This window comes from Streptomyces sp. NPDC008121 (genome assembly GCF_042957155.1).
In the GTDB taxonomy this organism is placed as follows: Bacteria; Actinomycetota; Actinomycetes; order Streptomycetales; family Streptomycetaceae; genus Streptomyces.
Map to the genome: position 1 here is coordinate 121,981 of NZ_JBIBHT010000008.1, position 20,415 is coordinate 142,395.

Consider the following 20,415-nt stretch of genomic DNA (forward strand, 5'->3'; position numbering starts at 1 on the left):
TGGGTGTGAACGACGCATGATCGTCGCACACGCCCATGAGCGGGTCGCGGGGTGGTCGGGAGTCAGTCCACCCGGGCCATGGTCGCCTCCGGCCGGGAGGCGGAGGAGGCGACGACGTGGCCGGGGGCCGGGGTGCGGCGGGTCAGGCGCAGGGAGAGGGTGACCGCCGCCAGGGCCACGACGGTCATCGCGGCGCCTGCCCAGGCCGTCGCCGCGAAGCCGAGGTCCGCGTCGATGACGGTGCCGCCGAGCCAGGGGCCGCCGGTGTTGCCGAGGTTGAAGGCGGCGGTGGTCGTGGCGCCCGCGAGGGTGGGGGCGGCGCCGGCCAGGTTGAACATGCGGGCGTTGAGGGCCGGGGCGGTGTAGAAGGCGGAGACGCCCAGCAGGAAGGCGAGCACGATCGTGGCGGCCGGGCTGGAGGCGAAGAGGGCCAGGGCGACCAGGAAGAGCGTGGACGCGGTGATGCCGCTGAGCAGCACCCCGAAGAGGTGCGCGTCGGCGACGCGGCCGCCGATGTACGTGCCGATGAGGGCGCCGATGCCGAAGAGGCCGAGGATCGCGGAGACCCAGCGGGCGTCGATCCCGGCGACGTCCGTGATCACCGGCGCCAGGTACGAGAACGCGCAGAAGACGCCGCCGGCGGCGAGCGCGGTGACCACGACGGAGAGCAGGACCTGGCGGTCGCGGTAGATGACCAGCTCGCCCTTGAGCCGGGGCCGCGTCGCGGGCGGCGGGATGTGCGGGATGCGGGTCACGACGCCGACGAGCGCGATGGCCGAGGCCGCGCCGACCGCCCAGAACGCGGCGCGCCAGCCGAGGTGCTCGCCGAGGAAGGCGCCGGCCGGGACGCCGAGGACGTTGGCAATGGAGAGACCGCCGATCATGACGGCCATCGCCTTGGCGCGGGAGCCGACCGGCACCATCGCGATGGCGACGGCGGCCCCGACGGCCCAGAAGCCGGCGCAGGCGAGGGCGCTCACCACCCGGGAGGCGAAGAGCACGCCGTAACTCGGCGCCAGCGCGCCCGCGACCTGGCCGAGGCCGAAGAGGGTGATCAGGGCGACGAGGGTCGTCTTGCGGGGCAGCCGCAGGGTGGCGACGGCGAGCAGCGGGGCGCCGACGACCATGCCGATGGCGAAGGCGGATATGAGCAGCCCGGCGCGGGGGATGGAGACCCCCATGTCCTCGGCGATGGGCGGCAGCAGCCCGGACAGCATGAACTCGCTCGTCCCGAGCGCGAAGACGGACAGCCCGAGGATGTACACGGCCAGGGGCATCCGCGCGGGGGCGGTGGGGGCGGGGTCGGGATCGGGCGGTGTCGTGGTCTCGGCGGAGGAAGACGGCATGACATGTGTCAACGGGGTGGTTGTGCCTGACATTCCTGGGGCGCGGGGTGTCTTGCCATGTGGACGGGGGCCCGGGGGCGGCGGACGTCGGTCGGGATGTGCCGGCCGCCCCCGCGTCAGGCCTCCGTCAGCTCCTTCAGTTCCGACTCCAGGTTCGCCCGGGCCTTCGACTCCCAGGCCGCCGCGCCGTACGGGGTGCGGAAGAGGCGGGGGAGGGAGAGGAGGTGGCGCAGGACCGCTGCGCGGCCTTCGCGGAAGGCGGGGTCCGGGACGAAGGCGTACTCCGTGCGGACCGCCCTCGCATACCCCGCGTAGGTATCCGGGGCGCTCGCCAGGATCGCGAGGTCGGCGTCGCAGAGGAGTTCGCCGTTGATGTCGCCGTCCGCCGGGTCGTGCGTGATCGTCAGGCGTACCAGGCGGGCCACCTCCGCCACCTCGTGAGCGGTGAGGCCGGCTTCCGTGAGGGCCTTTTCGGCCAGGGCCGCCGAGCGTTCCTCGTTCTCGGAGCGGTCCGGGCGGTAGACCGCGTCGTGGAACCAGGCCGCCAGCCGAACCAGTTCGAGTTCGCCGCCCTCTCCGCCCAGGTCGGCGAGTTCGTCGATGCGGTCGAGGACCGCCCGCAGGTGGTCGACCGTGTGGTACGCGCGCTGCGGCTCGGCCCAACGGGCCAGCAGGTTCAGGCCGTACGGGAGGGGGTCGGGGCCTTCGCGGCCGGCCCGGGCCGCGCGCAGCGTCGAGGTCCAGCGCTGGAGCAGCTCGGGGTCGGGGGCGTGCTCGGCGTGCTCTTCTTCGGCGGTCATACGGGCATTGTGCCGCCTCCCCCTGCCCGCGAGGCCGTCTCGCGCCACCGGCCCGGCGGCTTCGCGCCGCACGGAAGGGCGCCGTCCGACCGCGCTCCCGCAGCGCCCTTACATACCCCCCATGGGTATGCTACGGTGCTCCGCGAAGGTACCCCCTAGGGGTATGTGCGAGCGAAGGAGCAGGGCAATGTCAACCGTCAATCCCCGGCGTTGGTGGGCACTTGTCGTGCTCGCCGCCGCCCAGTTCATGGTCATCATGGACACGTCGATCATCGGCGTCGCCCTCCCCGAGATGCAGAAGGACCTGGGCTTCTCGCAGAGCGAGCTCCAGTGGATCTTCAACGCCTACGTCATCGTCTTCGGCGGACTCCTGCTCCTCGGCGGCCGCCTCTCCGACCTCGTCGGAGCCCGCAGGATCTTCGTCACCGGCTGGGCCGTCATGATCGTCGGCTCGGTCGTCGCCGCCGCCGCGCAGACCGCCTGGGTGGAGATCGTCGGCCGCGCCGTCCAGGGCGTCGGCGGGGCGCTCATCGCGCCCTCCGCCATGACGCTCCTGATGATGCTCTTCATGCACGACCCGAAGGAGCTCGGCAAGGCGATGGCCCTCTACGGTGCCGCCGCCCCCGCCGGCGGCACCGCGGGCGTCTTCCTCGGCGGTGTCTTCACCGAGTGGATGAGCTGGCAGTGGGTCTTCATCATCTACATCCCGATCGGCCTCGCCACCCTCGCCGCGACCAGGCTGCTGCCCGACGTGGCCGCCCGCCGCGGCTCCGTCGACGTCCTCGGCGCCGTCGCCGTCACCGCCGGCCTCGCGCTCGCCGTCTTCGCCGTGGTCCGCGCCCCCGAGACCGGCTGGGGCTCCACCGGCACGGTCCTCCAGCTGGCCGCCGCCGCCGTGCTGCTCGTCCTCTTCTTCGTCATCCAGAAGTCCGTCCGCGAGCCGCTCATGCCGCTCAGCGTGTGGCGGGTCCCGCGCCTGGGCTCGGCCAACCTGGCCATGACGCTGCTCGGCGCCGCCTGGATCCCCATGTGGTACTTCCTCAACCTCTACCTCCAGCAGGTCCTGGGCTACGGCGCCTTCGAGTCCGGTGCCGCCCTGCTCCCCATGACCGTCCTGCTGATGATCTTCATGACGGCCATCACCGCCCGCCTCATGGGCCGGTTCGGCGCCAAGCCGCTCATCGCCGGCGGTCTGCTGGTCCTCGCGGCCGGCCTGGTCTGGCTGGCGGCCGTCCCGCCGACCGGCACCTTCCTCGTCGACGTCCTGCCCGCCTCCCTGGTGGCCGCGCTCGGCATGTCCCTCGCCTACATCCCGGCGATGATCGCCGCCATGTCCGGCGCCCCGCAGGAGCAGGCCGGCCTCGCCTCCGGCATCGTCAACACCACCTACAACGTCGGTTCCGCGCTCGGTCTCGCCGCGCTGACCGCCGTCGCCATGTCCCAGGGTGCCGACAGACTCGGCGACCTGCCCGCCCTCACCGACGGCTTCTCCGCCGCCTTCATCGGCGCCGCGGTCATCGCCGCCGTCGGCGGTGTCGTCACCCTCCTCGTCATGAAGTCCGACACGTCCCTCGCCTCCGCCGCCGCCGCGCCCGCACCGCAGGGCGAGAAGGCTTCCGTGTGACCCACGCGGGGCGTCCGCCCTGCACATCCAGGGGTCGCCCGATGTCCACGACGGACGTCGGGCGACCCCTTTTCCGTCCGCCCGCCGCCGTACGCCCTTACCTCACGTCCGCCCTCCGGGAGGAATGAAGATGGACATCAGCACCCGAGCCGTCCACGTCGTCGACGACCCGCCCGACCCCGGCAGCCGCCCGCTCTCCGTCCCCCTCGTGCAGTCCTCGGCCTTCGCCTTCGACTCGGCCGACGCGCTCGCCGAGGCCATGGCCGGCCCCGACGGCCCGTTTGTCTACGGCAGACGCGGCAACCCGACCGTACGCGCCCTGGAGAAGACCCTCGCCGGTCTCGAAGGCGGCGCGTCCGCCCTCGCCTTCGCGTCCGGGATGGGCGCGATCAGCGGGGTGCTGCTCGCCCTGCTGCGCCCCGGTGACCACGTCGTCGCCCAGCGCTGTCTGTACGGCGGGACGTACGCGGTCCTGTCGGACCTCGCCGAGCGGTACGGGATCGAGGTCACCGCCGTCTCCGGCGACGACGTCGCCGAGTTCGAGGAGGCCGCGCGGCGGCCCCGCACCCGGCTCCTGATGCTGGAGACCATCGCCAACCCCACCGGCCGGGTGCCCGACCTGCCCGGTCTGCTGGCCGCCGCCCGCCGGCTCGGGGTCACCGGCGTGGTCGACAACTCCCTGGCCTCGCCCGTGCTCTGCCGCCCGTTGGAGCTCGGCGCCGACATCGTCGTCCACTCCACCACCAAGTACCTCTCCGGCCACTCGGACGTCCTCGGCGGCGCCGCCGTCTTCGCGGACGACGAGCTGCGTCGCGCGGTCTGGCCGCGCACCGTCGAACTGGGCGCCTGCGCGGACCCGTTCGCCGCCTGGCTGACCCTGCGCGGCCTGGCGACGCTGCCCCTGCGGGTACGGGAGCACTGCGCGAACGCGGCCGTCCTCGCCGAACGGCTCGCCGCCCGTGCGGACGTGGCGGCCGTCCACTACCCCTGGCTGCCCGGCCACCCGTCGTACGCCACCGCGCGCACGGTGCTCTCCGGGGGCGGCGGGATGCTCTCCTTCGAGCTCACCGGCGGCCGGGAGGCGGGCCGGGCGTTCATCGAGCGGGTACGGATCGCCCGGCTCGCGCTCTCCCTCGGCGGGGTGGAGACGCTGGTGACCCACCCGGCGTCCACCTCCCACCGCGAACTGGACGCGGACGCCCTCGCCGCGGCGGGCATAGGGCCCGGCCTGGTGCGGATGTCCGTCGGCATCGAGGGCGTGGAGGACCTCTGGAGCGACGTCGAGCGGGCCCTGTGCGACGACACCGGTGAACGGCCGGGCGGTTGGGGCCACAGAAGTCTTCTTTTGGGTTGACAAAATAAATGAGCGATTCGTAGATTGGGTGATGCCAGGGAACGACTGGGAACGACCACCTTCAGGTCAAGGGGGCCGCACGATGCGCTACTTCGAGGACTTCCGGCCCGGCGACGTCCATGAACTGGGCACCGTCACCGTCACCGCCGAGGAGGTGCTGGAGTTCGGCAGGCGCTTCGATCCGCAGCCCTTCCACACGGACCCCGATCTCGCGGCCCGTTCGCCGTTCGGCGGACTGATCGCGAGCGGTTTCCACACGCAGGCGATGTTCATGCGGCGCTATGTCGACGGGCTGCTCGCCTACAGCGCCTGCACGGGCTCGCCCGGCATCGACGAGGTCCGCTATCTGCGCCCCGTACGCCCGGGGGACGTCCTCACCGCCCGGGTGGAGATCCTCGGCTCCACTCCGTCGCCGTTCAACCCCGCCACCGGCACCGTCAAGCCGCGGTGCACGCTGGTGGCCGCCGACGGGACGGCCGTGTTCAGCATGATCCTGCACAGCATCTTCCGGCGGCGCCCCGCCGACGCCGACGCCGACCATCTGTCGTCGATGCCCGCGGCCGAGGACCCCGTCGCGTGTGCCCGTACGAAGAACTGCGCACCGGTCATGAGCGCCTGACCCGTCCGGCGCCCCTCCCCGGCCGGACACGGCCGTCCGTCTCTCCGCCGGCCGCACGTCTCTTTCGTCAACCGAATGAAGGGGGACCTCCTGTGGAGGCCGTATCCCGCACCGCCCAGTGGACCGCCGCCGCGCGCGCCCTGGAGACCGAGCGCGAGGACCGGCTGTTCGCCGATCCCTACGCGCGCACCGTCGCCGACCGGATCGGCTTCGAGCTGCTGGAGCGCTACGCCGGGGCCGGCACCGTGCCGTTCCTCGCCATCCGCACCACCTATCTGGACCGGGCGATCGTCAAGGCGGTCGAGGAGCGGGGCATCCGCCAGGTCGTCTTCCTCGCCGCCGGCATGGACACCCGCTTCTTCCGCCTCCCCTGGCCCGACGGCGTCACCGTCTACGAACTCGACCGCCCGGCCCTCCTGGAGGCCAAGGCCGCGATGCTGGCCGACGAGGCGCCGCCCGCGGGCCGCACCCGGATCACCGTGCCGGTCGACCTGACCCAGGACTGGACCGGCCCCCTGAAGGAGGCCGGATGGAAGAGCGACGAGCCCGTCCTGTGGGTGGTCGAGGGCCTGCTGTTCTTCCTGCCGGAAGAGGCGGTACGGACCCTGATCTCCACGCTCTCCGCGCACGCCGCGCCCGGCTCCGTGCTGCTCGGCGACGTCATCTCCAAGGCCGCCCTGGAGAACCCGCTGTCCCGCCCGTTCCTCAGCGCGCTGCGCGAGGACGGCAACCCGTGGCTCTTCGGCACCGAGGAGCCCGAGGCGCTGCTCGCCGCCTGCGGCTGGGAGGTGCGCGAGGTCAGGCAGCCCGGTGAGGAGGGCGCCGACTTCGACCGCTGGCCCTACCCCGTCCCGCCCCGGACGGTGCCGCGCGTGCCCCGGTCCTTCCTCTTCACCTGCGATCTCCCCACCCACGGCGAGGAGCGGACCGCATGAGCGCCCACGCGTTCCACCAGCAGGTCATCACCGACGCCGGGGCCGCCGTGCGCGGTCTAACCGTCGCCCTCGGCGAGCGGCTCGGGCTGTACCGGTGCCTCGCCGAGCACGGTCCGCTGACCGCCGGACAGCTCGCCGGGAAGACCGGCACCCACGAGCGGTACATCGAGGAGTGGCTGCACGCCCAGCTCTCCGCCGGCTACGTCGAGCGCCACCCGAGCGCGGCGACGTACACCCTGCCCGCCGACCACGTCGAGGTCCTGGCCGACCCGAAGGCCGTCACCTTCGCCGCCGGGTTCTTCACGGCCCTCAAGGCGCTGTACGCGACCGAGGACCTGCTCGTGGAGGCGTACCGCACGGGGGACGGCGTCGGCTGGGCCGAGCACGACGCGGCCCTGGACACCGGGATGGGCTCCTTCTTCCAGCCCACCTACGAGCACAAGCTGGTCCCGGACTGGCTGCCCGCGCTCCACGGGGTCACCGACAAGCTCGCCGCGGGCGGCACGGTCGCCGACGTCGGCTGCGGTGTCGGGCACACGACACTGCTGATCGCCCAGGCGTTCCCGCGGGCCACCGTCCACGGCTTCGACTACTCCGAGGAGGCCGTCTCCCTCGCCCGGCAGCTCGCCGAGGAGGCCGGCCTCTCCGACCGGGTCGTCTTCGAGGTCGCGTCGGCGGACGACTATCCCGGCACCGGCTACGACCTGGTCACCTTCTTCAACGCCCTGCACGACATGGGCGACCCGGTCGCGGCCGCCCGGCACGTCCGCACGTCCCTGGACGCCGAGGGCACCTGGATGCTGGTGGAGTCGAACGTCTCCCCGGCCGACATCGACACCCGTACGCCGGCCGCGCGCATGTTCATGGCCCTGTCGGCCGTCATGTGCCTGCCCGTCGCGGTGGCCCAGCGCGGCCCGCACGCGCTCGGCAACCACTCCGGCGAGAAGGCGTTCCGCGCCATCGCGGAGGAGGCCGGCTTCACCCGCTGGCGCCGCGCGACGGAGACCCCGGTCAACGCCGTCTACGAGGTCCGTCCCTGACGCACCGGAACCCCGCCCCACGGTTGCCGCCGCCCGCCCCGTACGCCTCGGGCGAGTGAGCCGAAGGGCGCCGCGGGCGTCGAAAGGGAGAACGCGCACAGGCCGCGAGGTACGAGCGGCCGAGCACGATCGACCGTCGACGCACGCACAAAGGCGCCCGGAGGCGAACCGAGCCCCAAAGAAAGAAGGAGACCGAATATGGGCGTCAGTGCCCCCTTGCCCGTCACCGACCGTTTCATGGAAGTCCTGGAGCGGCTGAGCTCCCGCTCCATCGAGGAGTACTACAACCCCTACCAGCAGTTCGACTGGCCCGACCGGCTGGACGAGAAACAGCTGTGGATGACGCCGGAGCTGCTCACCGTCTACGGCACTGAGCACTACGACGAGCTGGGTGAGGAGACGATCCGGAGGCTGTCGAAGTGGGAGTCGATCAACTTCTACAGCCTCAACGTGCACGGCATCCGCGAGCTGCTGATCGAGGTCGTCGGCCGGATCCACATGCCGGGTTTCGAGGTGCCCTCGGACTTCTTCCACCACTTCATCGGTGAGGAGAACGAGCACGTGTGGTTCTTCGCCGAGTTCTGCCGCCGCTACGGCAACAAGATCTACGGCTCGACGGCCATGCGGGCGGATTCCGCGTGGGAGCCGGAGGTGGAGAACTTCCTGGTCTTCGCCCGGATCCTGTTCTTCGAGGAGCTGGTCGACCACTACAACATGCGGATGGCGCAGGACGATTCCCTGTGCCACACCATCCGTGAGGTCAACCGCATCCACCACCAGGACGAGTCCCGTCACATCGCCTTCGGCCGTGAGCTGGTCTCGCTGCTCTTCACCCGGATGCGGGAGGCGGTGCCGGCCGCCCGGGTCGCGGAGGTGGAGGCGTACCTGAAGCGGTACGTCGTCTACAGCATCAACTCGCTCTACAACCCGCACGTGTACCGGGACGCCGGCGTCCCGGATCCGCTGGCCCTGCGGAACGCCCTCGTCGCCGACGAGCGCCGCCGTCCCTTCGAGCGCAAGGCGATCCGCAAGCCGCTCGCCTTCTTCCTGAAGACCGGGATCTTCTCCGACGACACCCTGCCCGTCGTCTGACGGCCGCCGGACCGTCGTACCCCGAGAGGTGAAACCACCATGACCGTGACGACCCCCGCGAGTGCCGGGGAGACGAGGGGCCTGCCGTCCCTCGGTCCCGAGGCGACCGCTCTGCTGCGGCTTCTCGACGACACCTTCGAGGGCTGGGGCGTGGCGGCGGGCGCCCGCCCGATGACCATGCCTCCGCTGCTGCCGACCGCCGATCTGGCCCGGCTCGACTACTACGACAACTTCCCGCACCAGGCCGTCGTCGCCGCCCCGCTCGATCTGGAGCGCCGCGAGACGTCCGCCTTCTGTTCGGACACCGGCTGCTTTCCGTGCGACGCGCTCGAACCCGCCGCGCTCGGGCTGCCCTCGGCGTCCTGTTACGCCGTCTACCTGGACCATCAGGGGCGGAGCGTCGCCGACGACACGCTGGTGACGGTGTGTTCGTGGTGCTTCCGCAAGGAGACGCATTACGAGGGCATGCGCCGGCAGCTGGGTTTCCGTATGCGGGAGATCGTCGCCATCGGCGCCCGTGAGCACGCGGAGACGCATCTGGCGGAGTCCACCGCCCGGATCGAGGCGTTCGCCCGCGCGCTGGGGCTGCCGCTGCGCCGGGAGGCGGCCTGCGATCCGTTCTTCGACAAGGGCGGTTCGAAGGCGCTGCTCCAGCGGCTGACGCCGGTGAAGTACGAGTTCCTCTGCGAGGATCTGGCGATCGCCTCGGTCAACACGCACCGCAACTTCTTCGGCGAACGCTGCGACATCTCGCTCGCGTCGAGCGGCGGGCCGGCGTTCACGAGCTGTGTGGCGTTCGGTCTGGAGCGGTGGCTGTCCGCGCTGACCCGTCGCCACGGCGACTGGGCGGCGGCGACGCAGGCGGTCCTCGACGCGAACGCCCGTACGCGGGCCGACGCGAGCGTGGCGGCCGGGCCGGTGGTCTGACGTGCCGGCCCGACCCGTCGCCCCGCCGGCGGGCGGTCTGGGCTGGGCGAACCTCGGCATGGACATCGTGTCCGTCACCCGTGTCCGCCGGCTCCTCGCCGAGTACGGCGAGCGGTTCTTCGAGCGGATGCTCACCCCCGGCGAACTCGCCGACTGCCGTACCGCCTCCGGGCTCGACGTCATGAGCCTGTGCGGGCGGATCGCGGCCAAGGAGGCGGCTTTCAAGACCCTCCGGGTCCGGGGCAGGTTCCTGCCCTGGCCGGACATCGTCGTACGGCGCTCCGAGGGCGGCTGGCCGCTGGTGGAGCTGCACCGCTCGGCCGCCGAGATGGCCGCCGAGTCCGGGATCACCGAGATCACCGTCTCCATCAGCCACGACGTGGACTACGCGGTCGCGGTGGCCGCCCCGATCATCGTCGCGCCCCCCACACCTTCCGTCCCGAACAGCAGCAGCTGATCAACCAGGCATCGCAAAGGAGAGCAATCATGGCCGACGGCCTGCAGCAGGTGAAGAGCTGGATCCTCGACCGCCACCCGGAGCGCGAGGACATCGCGCCCGACCTGGACCTGATCGAGAACCGGCTCATCGACTCGCTGTCCTTCGTCGAGTTCGTCTTCCTGCTGGAGCAGGAGAGCGGCCGGTCGATCCAGATGGAGACCCTGGAGGTCGACTCCATCCGGACGCTCGCCGCGATCGACGCCCACTTCTTCGCCCCGGTCCGTGCGGAGGTGGGCCGGGCATGAGCAGCCGCCGCCTGTTCACCTCGGAGTCGGTGACCGAGGGACATCCCGACAAGATCGCCGACCGGATCAGCGACACGATCCTCGACGCGCTGCTCGCCGAGGACCCGTCCTCGCGGGTGGCGGTGGAGACCCTGATCACCACGGGCCAGGTGCACGTGGCGGGCGAGGTCACCACCACCGCGTACGCGCCGATCGCGCGGCTGGTGCGCGAGGCGGTCCTCGACATCGGCTACGACTCGTCCGCCAAGGGCTTCGACGGAGCCTCGTGCGGGGTGTCGGTCTCCATCGGCGCCCAGTCCCCGGACATCGCGCAGGGCGTGGACACGGCGTACGAGTCGCGGGTCGAGGGCGGTTCGGACGAGCTGGACGCGCAGGGCGCCGGCGACCAGGGGCTGATGTTCGGCTACGCCTGCGACGACACGGCGGAGCTGATGCCGCTGCCGATCGCCCTGGCCCACCGGCTCGCGCGCCGGCTGACGGAGGTCCGCAGGAACGGGACCGTGCCGTATCTGCGCCCGGACGGCAAGACGCAGGTCACCATCGAGTACGAGGGGGACCGGCCGGTCCGGCTGGACACGGTGGTCGTCTCCTCGCAGCACGCGGCCGACATCAGCGTGGAGGGGCTGCTGACCCCGGACATCCGGGAGTTCGTGGTCGAGGCGGAGCTGAAGGCGCTCGCCGAGGAGGGCGTCAACCTCGAATCGGACGGCTACCGCCTGCTGGTGAACCCGACCGGCCGCTTCGAGGTCGGCGGCCCTATGGGCGATGCCGGACTCACCGGCCGGAAGATCATCATCGATACGTACGGGGGCATGGCCCGGCACGGCGGGGGCGCGTTCTCCGGCAAGGACCCGTCGAAGGTGGACCGCTCGGCCGCCTACGCGATGCGCTGGGTCGCGAAGAACGTCGTCGCGGCCGGCCTCGCCTCGCGCTGCGAGGTCCAGGTCGCGTACGCCATCGGCAAGGCCGAGCCGGTCGGTCTCTTCGTCGAGACCTTCGGCACCGGCACGCTCCCGGACGAGGCCGTCCAGGCGGCCGTGCGCGAGGTCTTCGACCTGCGGCCGGCCGCGATCATCCGCGACCTGGACCTGAAGCGGCCGATCTACGCCCGGACCGCCGCCTACGGCCACTTCGGCCGCGAGCTGCCGGAGTTCACCTGGGAGCGCACGGACCGCGTGGACGCGCTGAAGAGGGCGGCGCGCCGGGACGAAGGGGTCTGAGCATGCGTATCGCTGTCACGGGTTCCATCGCGACCGACCATCTGATGACCTTCCCCGGACGGTTCACCGAGCAGTTGCTGGCGGACCGTCTGGACCGGGTCTCCCTGTCGTTCCTCGCCGACAACCTGGAGGTACGGCGCGGCGGGGTGGCAGCGAACATCGCCTTCGGGCTCGGGACGCTCGGCCTGCGCCCGGTCCTGGTGGGGGCGGTCGGCGCCGACTTCGATCCGTACCGCGTCTGGCTGAAGGACCACGGTGTGGACACCGATGCGGTGCGCGTCAGCGCGTCCCTGCACACCGCCCGGTTCGTGTGCACCACCGACCGGGAGCAGAACCAGATCGCCACCTTCTACGCCGGGGCGATGGCGGAGGCCCGCGCGATCGAGCTGCGGGACGTCGTCGCTCGGGTGGGGCGGCTGGAGCTGGTCCTGGTCTCCCCGGACGACCCCGAGGCCATGCTGCGGCACACCCGCACCTGCCGTGACCTGGGCATTCCATTCGCGGCCGACCCGTCGCAGCAGCTGGCGCGGCTCGGCCGGGACGAGGTGCGGGAGCTGGTGGACGGGGCCCGGTTCCTCTTCACCAACGAGTACGAGACGGCTCTGCTCCAGGAGAGGACGGGGTGGCCGGAGGCGGAGGTGCTGCGCCGCGTCGGCGCCTGGGTCACCACGCACGGCGAGGCCGGGGTCCGCGTCCGGGGCGAGGGCCGCGCCCCGCTGTCGGTGCCGGCGGTCCGGGTGCCCGAGGTCGTCGATCCGACCGGCGTCGGGGACGCGTTCCGGGCCGGATTCCTCGCCGGGACGCTGTGGGGCGTGCCGGAGTGGTGCGCGGCGCGGCTGGGCTGCGCGGTCGCCGCGACGGTCCTCGACTCCGTGGGGACGCAGGAGTACCGGCTGCGCCGGGACCACCTCGTGGAGCGGATCAGGACGACGTACGGCACGGCCTGCACGGCCGAACTCCTCGTCCACCTTGCGGGGTTGTCATGAGACGGTCGCTGCGGGACGAGCTCGCCACCCGGGTCGTGGTGGCCGACGGGGCGATGGGCACGATGCTCCAGGCCGCCGATCCGACGATGGACGACTTCCGGAACCTGGAGGGCTGCAACGAGGTCCTCAACGTCACGCGCCCCGACATCGTCGCCTCCGTCCACGACGCCTACTTCTCCGTCGGCGTGGACTGCGTCGAGACCAACACCTTCGGCGCGAACCTGGCCGCCCTCGCGGAGTACGGCATCGAGGACCAGGTCTACGAGCTGTCCGAGGCCGGCGCCCGGATCGCCCGTACCACCGCCGACGCCCACACGGCCGTCGACGGGCGCCCCCGCTGGGTCCTCGGCTCCATGGGCCCGGGCACAAAGCTGCCGTCGCTGGGCCACATCCGGTACGAGCCGTTGCGGGAGGCGTACCGGCAGAACGCGGAGGGGCTCGTCCGGGGCGGCGCCGACGCGCTGCTCATCGAGACCTCGCAGGACCTGCTGCAGACGAAGGCGGCCGTCGTCGGCGCCCGCCAGGCCCTGGAGTGGTGCGGGTACGACCTGCCGCTGATCGTCCAGGTGACGGTGGAGACGACGGGCACGATGCTGCTCGGCTCGGAGATCGGCGCCGCGCTGACGGCGCTGGAGCCGCTCGGCATCGACGTGATCGGCCTGAACTGCGCGACCGGTCCTGCGGAGATGGCCGAGCACCTGCGCTATCTGGCCCGGCACTCCCGTATTCCGCTGTCCGTCATGCCCAACGCGGGCCTGCCGGTCCTCGGCAAGGACGGCGCGCACTATCCCCTCTCCCCGGCCGAGCTGGCCGACGCGCAGGAGAGCTTCGTCCGGGAGTACGGTCCGTCGCTGGTCGGCGGCTGCTGCGGTACGACTCCGGAGCACCTGCGGGCGGTCGTGGAGCGGGTCCGGGGAGCGGCGGTGACGGCGCGGGCTCCCCAGGCGGAGGCCGGCGCCTCCTCGCTGTACGGCCATGTGCCGTTCCGGCAGGACACGGCGTACCTGGCGATCGGCGAGCGGACGAACGCGAACGGGTCGAGGAAGTTCCGCGAGGCCATGCTGGAGGGCCGCTGGGACGACTGCGTGGAGATGGCGCGCGACCAGATCCGCGAGGGCGCGCACATGCTGGACCTGTGCGTGGACTACGTCGGCCGTGACGGTGTCGCGGACATGGAGGAGCTGGCGGGCCGGTTCGCGACCGCCTCCACGCTGCCGATCGTGCTGGACTCCACGGAGGTGGAGGTGCTGCGGGCGGGCCTGGAGAAGCTCGGCGGCCGCGCGGTGATCAACTCGGTGAACTACGAGGACGGCGACGGACCGGAGTCCCGGTTCGCCAAGGTCGCGGCGCTCGCCCGGGAGCACGGGGCCGCGCTGATGGCGCTCACGATCGACGAGGAGGGCCAGGCCCGCACGGTCGAGGCGAAGGTCGCGATCGCGGAGCGGATCATCACGGATCTGACGGAGCGGTGGGGCATCAGGGAGTCGGACATCCTCATCGACTGCCTGACGTTCACCATCTGCACGGGGCAGGAGGAGTCCCGCAAGGACGGCATCGCCACCATCGAGGCCATCCGGGAGCTGAAGCGGCGCCGCCCGGACGTGCAGACGACGCTGGGGCTGTCGAACATCTCCTTCGGTCTGAACCCGGCCGCCCGGATCGTGCTGAACTCGGTCTTCCTCGACGAGTGCGTGAAGGCCGGGCTCGACTCGGCGATCGTCCACGCGTCGAAGATCCTGCCGATCGCCCGGCTGGAGCCGGAACAGGTCGAGGTGGCGCTCGATCTGATCCACGACCGGCGCAGGGAGGGCTACGACCCGCTCCAGCGCCTCCTCGAACTCTTCGAGGGCGCGACGGCGAAGTCCCTGCGGGCCGGGAAGGTCGACGAGCTGCTCGCGCTGCCGCTGGAGGAGCGGCTCAAGCGGCGGATCGTCGACGGCGAGAAGAACGGCCTGGAGGCCGACCTCGACGAAGCCCTCCAGACCAAGCCGGCCCTCGAGATCGTCAACGAGACGCTGCTCGACGGCATGAAGGTCGTCGGCGAGCTGTTCGGCTCCGGACAGATGCAGCTGCCGTTCGTGCTCCAGTCCGCCGAGGTCATGAAGACCGCGGTGGCCTACCTGGAGCCGCACATGGAGAAGACCGACGCCGACGGCAAGGGCACCATCGTGCTGGCGACGGTACGCGGCGACGTCCACGACATCGGCAAGAACCTCGTCGACATCATCCTCTCCAACAACGGCTACAACGTCGTCAACCTCGGCATCAAGCAGCCCGTCTCCGCGATCCTGGACGCCGCCGGGGAACACCGCGCCGACGTCATCGGCATGTCCGGCCTCCTGGTCAAGTCCACGGTGATCATGAAGGAGAACCTGGAGGAGCTGAACCAGCGCGGCCTGGCCGCCGACTTCCCCGTCATCCTCGGCGGCGCCGCCCTCACCCGCGCCTACGTCGAACAGGACCTCCACGAGATCTACCAGGGCGAGGTCCGCTACGCCCGCGACGCCTTCGAGGGCCTGCGCCTGATGGACGCCCTCATGGCGGTCAAGCGGGGCGTCCCCGGGGCCGTACTGCCGGAGCGGAAGCAGCGCAGGGTGCCGAAGCGGGACACGCCCCTCCTCGACGTACGGGAGCCCGAGCCGGCCGGCCGCTCGGACGTCGCCGCCGACCGCCCCGTCCCCGAACCGCCGTTCCTCGGCACCCGGGTCGTCAAGGGCATCCAGCTCAAGGAGTACGCCTCCTGGCTCGACGAGGGCGCCCTCTTCAAGGGCCAGTGGGGCCTGAAGGACGCCGGGACCGTCCAGTCGGAGGGCCGGCCGCGGCTGCGCGGCTGGCTGGACCGGCTCCAGACGGACCGACTCCTCGAAGCGGCCGTCGTGCACGGCTACTTCCCCTGTGTGTCCAAGGGCGACGACCTGATCGTCCTGGACGAGGACGGAGGCGAGCGGACCCGCTTCACCTTCCCCCGCCAGCGGCGGGGCCGCCGCCTCTGTCTGGCCGACTTCTTCCGCGCCGAGGACTCGGGCGAGGTCGACGTCGTCGCCCTCCAGGTCGTCACCGTCGGATCGCGGATCGGAGAGGAGACCGCGAAGCTCTTCGCCGCGGACCGCTACCGCGACTACCTGGAGCTGCACGGACTGTCGGTGCAGCTCGCCGAGGCCCTCGCGGAGTACTGGCACGCCCGCGTCCGCGCCGAGTGGGGCATCGCGGGCGCCTCGGAGCCCGCGGGCATCGAGGGGATGCTGCGGACGGAGTACCAGGGCTGCCGGTACTCCCTCGGCTACCCGGCCTGCCCCGACCTGGAGGACCGGGCGAAGATCGCCGCGCTGCTGCGGCCGGAGCGGATCGGCGTCGAGCTGTCCGAGGAGTACCAGCTCCACCCCGAACAGTCGACGGACGCGATCGTCGTCCACCACCCCGAGGCGAGCTACTTCAACGCGGGAGGCCGGCGCCCGTGAACCCCACCTTCTCCTTCGAGTTCTTCCCGCCGAAGACGGACCGCGGCGAGCGGACCCTGTGGGAGGCGATCCGCCGCGTCGAGGCCCTGGCCCCGGACTTCGTGTCGGTGACGTACGGCGCGGGCGGGTCCTCCCGCGACCGGACGGTCGAGGTCACGCAGCGGATCGCGGCGGAGACGACCCTGCGGCCGGTCGCCCACCTGACGGCGGTCGGGCATTCGGTGGCGGAGCTGCGGGCCGTCATCGGCGCCTACGCGGACGCCGGGGTACGGGACGTCCTCGTGCTCCGCGGCGACCCTCCCGGCGACCCGCGCGGCCCCTGGACACCGCACCCGCACGGCTTCACGTACGCCTACGAACTGATCGAACTGGTCCGTTCGTTGGGCGACTTCAGGATCGGGGTGGCCGCCTTCCCCGAGGGCCACCCACGGTCCGGGAGCCCGCGGAGCGACCTCGCCCACTTCGTCGCCAAGTGCCGGGCGGGCGCCGACTACGCCATCACGCAGATGTTCTTCGACGTGGCGGACTATCTGCGGCTGCGGGACCGGGTCGCGGCGGCCGGCTGCGACATCCCGATCATCCCGGAGATCATGCCGGCCACGGACGTCCGCCAGATCCGCCGCTTCGCCGAGCTGTCGGACGCCGCCTTCCCCGAGGAGCTGGCCCACCGCCTGGAGGCGGCCCGGGACGACCCGGCGGCCGCGTACCGGATCGGCGTCGAGCACGCGACGGCGATGGGCCTGCGACTGCTCGACGAGGGGGCGCCGGGCCTGCACTACATCACGCTGAACAGGTCGACGGCGGCCCTGGAAATCCACCGGAGCATCATGAACGCAAGGAGCGTTGCCCATGTCTGACGCCTTCACCGACTTCAAGGTCGCCGACCTCTCGCTGGCGGAGTACGGCCGCAAGGAGATCACCCTCGCCGAGCACGAGATGCCCGGCCTGATGTCGATCCGTCGCGAGTACGCCGAGCGGCAGCCCCTCGCCGGCGCCCGGATCACCGGCTCGCTGCACATGACCGTGCAGACCGCCGTCCTCATCGAGACCCTGGTCGCCCTCGGCGCGCGGGTGCGCTGGGTGTCCTGCAACATCTTCTCCACCCAGGACCACGCGGCCGCGGCGATCGCCGCCGCCGGCATTCCGGTCTTCGCCTGGAAGGGCGAGACCCTGGAGGAGTACTGGTGGTGTACGGAGCAGGCGCTGACCTGGCCGGACGCCGTGGGGCCGAACATGATCCTGGACGACGGAGGCGACGCCACCCTCCTCGTCCACCAGGGCGTCGAGTTCGAGAAGGCGGGCGCGGTCCCGGACCCGTCGACGGCCGACAACGACGAACTGCGGGTCGTGCTGGAGCTGTTGGGGCGCTCCACACTGGACTGGACGGCGATGGCCTCGGAGATCCGCGGCGTGACGGAGGAGACGACGACGGGTGTCCACCGTCTGTACGAGATGATGTCCGAGGGCACGCTGTTGTTCCCGGCGATCAATGTGAACGACGCGGTGACGAAGTCGAAGTTCGACAACAAGTACGGTTGCCGTCACTCCCTGATCGACGGCATCAACCGTGCCACCGACGTGCTGATCGGCGGGAAGACCGCGGTCGTGTTCGGGTACGGCGATGTGGGCAAGGGCTGTGCGGAGTCGCTGCGTGGTCAGGGTGCGCGGGTGATCGTGACGGAGATCGACCCGATCTGTGCGCTGCAGGCGGCGATGGACGGCTATCAGGTGGCCACGCTGGACGATGTGGTGGAGACGGCGGACATCTTCATCACGACGACCGGCAACAAGGACATCATCATGGCCTCGGACATGGCCCGGATGAAGCACCAGGCCATCGTGGGGAACATCGGTCACTTCGACAACGAGATCGACATGGCGGGGCTTGCCAAGCTTCCGGGTGTCGTGAAGGACGAGGTCAAGCCGCAGGTCCACACCTGGACGTTCCCCGACGGCAAGGTCCTGATCCTGCTCTCCGAGGGCCGGCTGCTCAATCTGGGCAACGCGACCGGGCATCCGTCGTTCGTGATGTCGAACTCCTTCGCGGACCAGACCCTGGCCCAGATCGAGCTCTTCACCAAGCCGGAGGAGTACCCGACCGAGGTCTACGTCCTGCCCAAGCACCTGGACGAGAAGGTCGCCCGCCTCCACCTCGACGCCCTCGGCGTGAAGCTGACGACCCTGCGCCCCGAGCAGGCCGCCTACATCGGCGTCCGGGTCGAGGGCCCGTACAAGCCGGACCACTACCGCTACTGATGTCGTACGTACGTGATCCCTGGCTCCCGGACCGGTTGTTGCGTACGGAACGGGACGCGCTGATGCCGCTGCTGCGGCGGACCCCGGAGGCGGCGTTCGAACTGCGGACGGCGTGCCCGGGCTGGACGGCCCGGCAGGTGATCGCCCACTGCGGGGCGGCCCTGGTCCGGATCGTCGAGGGCCGGCTGGAGGAGGGCGTCTTCCTGCCGGACGCGAACGCGGCGGACGTCGCCGAGCGCGAGTCCTGGCCGCTCGGCCGGATCCTGGACGAGCTGGAGCGCGGCTTGTCGGAGGCGGGTCCGGTGATCGCGGAGACGACGGACGGACTGCTGGACGCGGTGGCGCTGGGGGAGTGGGTGCACGCGGGCGACGTCCGCGAGGCGTTCGGCGTCCCCGGCGCGTACGGCGGCTCGGCGGGCCTGGACCTGGCGCTCCCGCTGCTCGCGGTGGTCAGCCGCAGGCGCGAGACACCCCGCCTAGTGGCCGCCCTCCACGACCGCGGGACTCCGGTCGTCCTCGGCGACGAGACCCCCGGCCGCCCCCCGGCCCGCTTCACGGGTGACGCGGCGACCCTGATCCGGCTGTACGCGGGCCGCCCTCTGGTGCGGACGCGGTACGAGCTGTGGGGGGCGACGGAGCGGGAGCTGTGCATCTACCGCTAGGGCGTGTCTCCGGGCGGGCCGGCCGCCCGGCCGCCCGGCCCGCGCGGTCCGGGAAAATGCTTTGCCCGGGCCCGGGGCCGCGCGTCACTGTTCGGCGTATGACTCTCCCAGCCGAACCCCGCCCGGTGGCGGACCTCTTCTCGACGGACGGACGCCTGAAGGCGATCCCGCGCAGGCCGGCCCGTCGGGAGCAGCTCCTCGCCCATCTGGCCGCGACGCTCTTCGAGCCCGCCCGCACCTACAGCGAGCGCGAGGTCAACGAAGCGCTGTCGACCGTCCACGACGACTTCCCGGCCCTGCGCCGTTATCTGGTGACCGGCGGCCTGCTCTCCCGTACGAAGGACGGCTCGGCCTACCGCCGACAGCAGCGGCCCGGCTCCCCCGGAGGCGCGATCCCGTCCGTCGCGTGACGGCCGCGCTGCTGGCCGGCCTGCTGGCCGGCTACGGCATCGCGATCCCGGTCGGCGCGGTCGGCGCCTATCTCGTGGCGGTCACGGCCCGCACCGGCTGGCGTACGGGCGCGGGCGCGGCCCTCGGCGTCGCGGCGGCGGACGGGCTCTACGCCCTGCTCGCGGTCGTGGGCGGCTCGGCGCTCGTCCCGCTCCTCGCCCCGGTCATGGGGCCGCTGCGGTGGGTCTCGGCGGTGGTCCTGGTGGGCCTCGCGGCCCGTGCGGCCTGGACGGCGGTACGGGTCTACCGCGCCCGCACCCTCGCGCGGCGGGCCGACGGCGCCGCCCCGCTCACCCCGCGGCGGGCCTTCCTCACGTTCCTGGGCATCACGGTCCTGAACCCGATGACCGTGATCTACTTCGTGGCCCTGATCCTGGCGACCGGTCCTTCCGGGCCCGCGACCCCGCTGGACCGGACCGTCTTCGTCCTCGCCGCCCTCGCCGCCTCCGCGAGCTGGCAACTCCTCCTGGCCACGGGCGGCGCCCTCCTCGGCCGCACCCTGACGGGCCCCCGGGGCCGCCTGGGCACGGCCCTCGTGTCCAGCGCCCTGATCACCGGCCTGGCGGTGCACCTGGTGGCGTAGGGCGCGGGGGCCTCTCGGGGTCATCCCCGTCCCCGGGCCCCCGCGGCGGTCAGGACGGCGGCTGTCGTGAGGGCGGCCGCGAGGGCTCCCGCCGTCATCACGCCCCGGCGGGAGCGCCAGGACATGACCGACCAGCAGGACCGGGCGGAGAGCAGGGAGCCGGCGCTCAGCCAGGATCCGACGGACGCGGCAGAGGCGGCGGAGCCGATCGAGCCGATGGACAGGGCGGAGCCGACCGAGCCGATGGAGAGCACCGAGCCCACGGAGCCGATCGACAGGACCGAGTCCCGTGACCACAGGGAGAGGTTCGACATGGGCC

The 20,415-nt window shown here is 71.8% G+C and carries 20 protein-coding genes; 17 read left to right on the forward strand and 3 right to left on the reverse strand.

Features of this window, described 5'->3' with window-relative positions:
• Positions 1 to 62: 62 nt before the first annotated feature.
• Together ACFZBD_RS25605 and ACFZBD_RS25610 are read right to left on the reverse strand one after the other, a co-directional pair.
• Complete coding sequence (locus ACFZBD_RS25605) at positions 63 to 1,277, reverse strand: Cmx/CmrA family chloramphenicol efflux MFS transporter (RefSeq protein WP_391144366.1); 1,215 nt, start codon at positions 1,275 to 1,277, stop codon at positions 63 to 65.
• Positions 1,278 to 1,462: 185 nt separating this feature from the next.
• A complete protein-coding gene (locus ACFZBD_RS25610; RefSeq protein WP_391143638.1) occupies positions 1,463 to 2,146 on the reverse strand; it encodes a hypothetical protein in 684 nt (227 codons plus the stop codon).
• A 187-nt stretch (positions 2,147 to 2,333) separates the two neighbouring features.
• Here ACFZBD_RS25610 and ACFZBD_RS25615 point away from each other — a divergent pair, with 187 nt between their 5' ends.
• From ACFZBD_RS25615 to ACFZBD_RS25695, 17 genes are all read left to right on the forward strand, one after another.
• Positions 2,334 to 3,770, forward strand: a complete 1,437-nt coding sequence (locus ACFZBD_RS25615) for an MFS transporter (RefSeq protein ID WP_391143641.1) — start codon at positions 2,334 to 2,336, stop codon at positions 3,768 to 3,770.
• 130 nt (positions 3,771 to 3,900) lie between these two features.
• Complete coding sequence (locus ACFZBD_RS25620) at positions 3,901 to 5,124, forward strand: aminotransferase class I/II-fold pyridoxal phosphate-dependent enzyme (RefSeq protein ID WP_391143642.1); 1,224 nt, start codon at positions 3,901 to 3,903, stop codon at positions 5,122 to 5,124.
• Between the two features lie 82 nt (positions 5,125 to 5,206).
• Positions 5,207 to 5,743 carry a MaoC/PaaZ C-terminal domain-containing protein gene (locus tag ACFZBD_RS25625; RefSeq protein WP_391143646.1) on the forward strand — a complete coding sequence of 179 codons (537 nt, stop codon included), beginning with the start codon at positions 5,207 to 5,209 and terminating at the stop codon, positions 5,741 to 5,743.
• 92 nt (positions 5,744 to 5,835) lie between these two features.
• Complete coding sequence (locus ACFZBD_RS25630; RefSeq protein WP_391143649.1) at positions 5,836 to 6,678, forward strand: SAM-dependent methyltransferase; 843 nt, start codon at positions 5,836 to 5,838, stop codon at positions 6,676 to 6,678.
• Positions 6,675 to 7,718 (forward strand): methyltransferase domain-containing protein, encoded by a 1,044-nt coding sequence (locus ACFZBD_RS25635; protein ID WP_391143652.1) that lies wholly within the window; start codon positions 6,675 to 6,677, stop codon positions 7,716 to 7,718. The genes ACFZBD_RS25630 and ACFZBD_RS25635 overlap by 4 nt, the downstream gene beginning before the upstream one ends.
• Before the next feature lie 198 nt (positions 7,719 to 7,916).
• The gene (locus tag ACFZBD_RS25640) at positions 7,917 to 8,810 is read left to right on the forward strand and encodes a diiron oxygenase (RefSeq protein ID WP_391143655.1); all 894 of its coding nucleotides are present in this window, start codon (positions 7,917 to 7,919) and stop codon (positions 8,808 to 8,810) included.
• 39 nt (positions 8,811 to 8,849) lie between these two features.
• The gene (locus tag ACFZBD_RS25645; RefSeq protein ID WP_391143657.1) at positions 8,850 to 9,737 is read left to right on the forward strand and encodes a hypothetical protein; all 888 of its coding nucleotides are present in this window, start codon (positions 8,850 to 8,852) and stop codon (positions 9,735 to 9,737) included.
• Position 9,738: 1 nt separating this feature from the next.
• Positions 9,739 to 10,194: a holo-ACP synthase gene (acpS, locus tag ACFZBD_RS25650; RefSeq protein WP_391143660.1), complete on the forward strand. Its 456-nt coding sequence runs from the start codon at positions 9,739 to 9,741 to the stop codon at positions 10,192 to 10,194.
• 29 nt (positions 10,195 to 10,223) lie between these two features.
• Positions 10,224 to 10,481, forward strand: coding sequence for a phosphopantetheine-binding protein (locus ACFZBD_RS25655; RefSeq protein WP_391143663.1), 258 nt, complete (start codon positions 10,224 to 10,226; stop codon positions 10,479 to 10,481).
• A complete protein-coding gene (gene metK / locus ACFZBD_RS25660; protein ID WP_391143666.1) occupies positions 10,478 to 11,701 on the forward strand; it encodes a methionine adenosyltransferase in 1,224 nt (407 codons plus the stop codon). The genes ACFZBD_RS25655 and metK overlap by 4 nt, the downstream gene beginning before the upstream one ends.
• A gap of 2 nt (positions 11,702 to 11,703) precedes the next feature.
• Positions 11,704 to 12,687 (forward strand): PfkB family carbohydrate kinase, encoded by a 984-nt coding sequence (locus ACFZBD_RS25665; protein WP_391143668.1) that lies wholly within the window; start codon positions 11,704 to 11,706, stop codon positions 12,685 to 12,687.
• Positions 12,684 to 16,145 (forward strand): methionine synthase, encoded by a 3,462-nt coding sequence (gene metH / locus ACFZBD_RS25670; RefSeq protein ID WP_391143670.1) that lies wholly within the window; start codon positions 12,684 to 12,686, stop codon positions 16,143 to 16,145. Before ACFZBD_RS25665 ends, metH begins: the two co-directional genes overlap by 4 nt.
• Entirely contained in the window at positions 16,142 to 17,002 is an 861-nt protein-coding gene (gene metF / locus ACFZBD_RS25675; RefSeq protein ID WP_391143671.1) for a methylenetetrahydrofolate reductase [NAD(P)H], read from the forward strand. Before metH ends, metF begins: the two co-directional genes overlap by 4 nt.
• Complete coding sequence (ahcY, locus tag ACFZBD_RS25680) at positions 16,995 to 18,401, forward strand: adenosylhomocysteinase (protein WP_391143674.1); 1,407 nt, start codon at positions 16,995 to 16,997, stop codon at positions 18,399 to 18,401. Before metF ends, ahcY begins: the two co-directional genes overlap by 8 nt.
• Positions 18,401 to 19,063, forward strand: coding sequence for a maleylpyruvate isomerase family mycothiol-dependent enzyme (locus tag ACFZBD_RS25685; protein ID WP_391143675.1), 663 nt, complete (start codon positions 18,401 to 18,403; stop codon positions 19,061 to 19,063). The genes ahcY and ACFZBD_RS25685 overlap by 1 nt, the downstream gene beginning before the upstream one ends.
• Before the next feature lie 98 nt (positions 19,064 to 19,161).
• On the forward strand, positions 19,162 to 19,473 hold the full coding sequence (locus ACFZBD_RS25690; RefSeq protein WP_391143678.1) for a DUF2087 domain-containing protein: 312 nt from the start codon (positions 19,162 to 19,164) through the stop codon (positions 19,471 to 19,473).
• Positions 19,470 to 20,096: a LysE family transporter gene (locus ACFZBD_RS25695; RefSeq protein WP_391143680.1), complete on the forward strand. Its 627-nt coding sequence runs from the start codon at positions 19,470 to 19,472 to the stop codon at positions 20,094 to 20,096. Before ACFZBD_RS25690 ends, ACFZBD_RS25695 begins: the two co-directional genes overlap by 4 nt.
• 20 nt (positions 20,097 to 20,116) lie before the next feature.
• Here the strand turns inward: ACFZBD_RS25695 and ACFZBD_RS25700 are convergent, their stop codons facing one another.
• Positions 20,117 to 20,410: a hypothetical protein gene (locus ACFZBD_RS25700; protein WP_391143682.1), complete on the reverse strand. Its 294-nt coding sequence runs from the start codon at positions 20,408 to 20,410 to the stop codon at positions 20,117 to 20,119.
• Positions 20,411 to 20,415 lie beyond the last annotated feature (5 nt).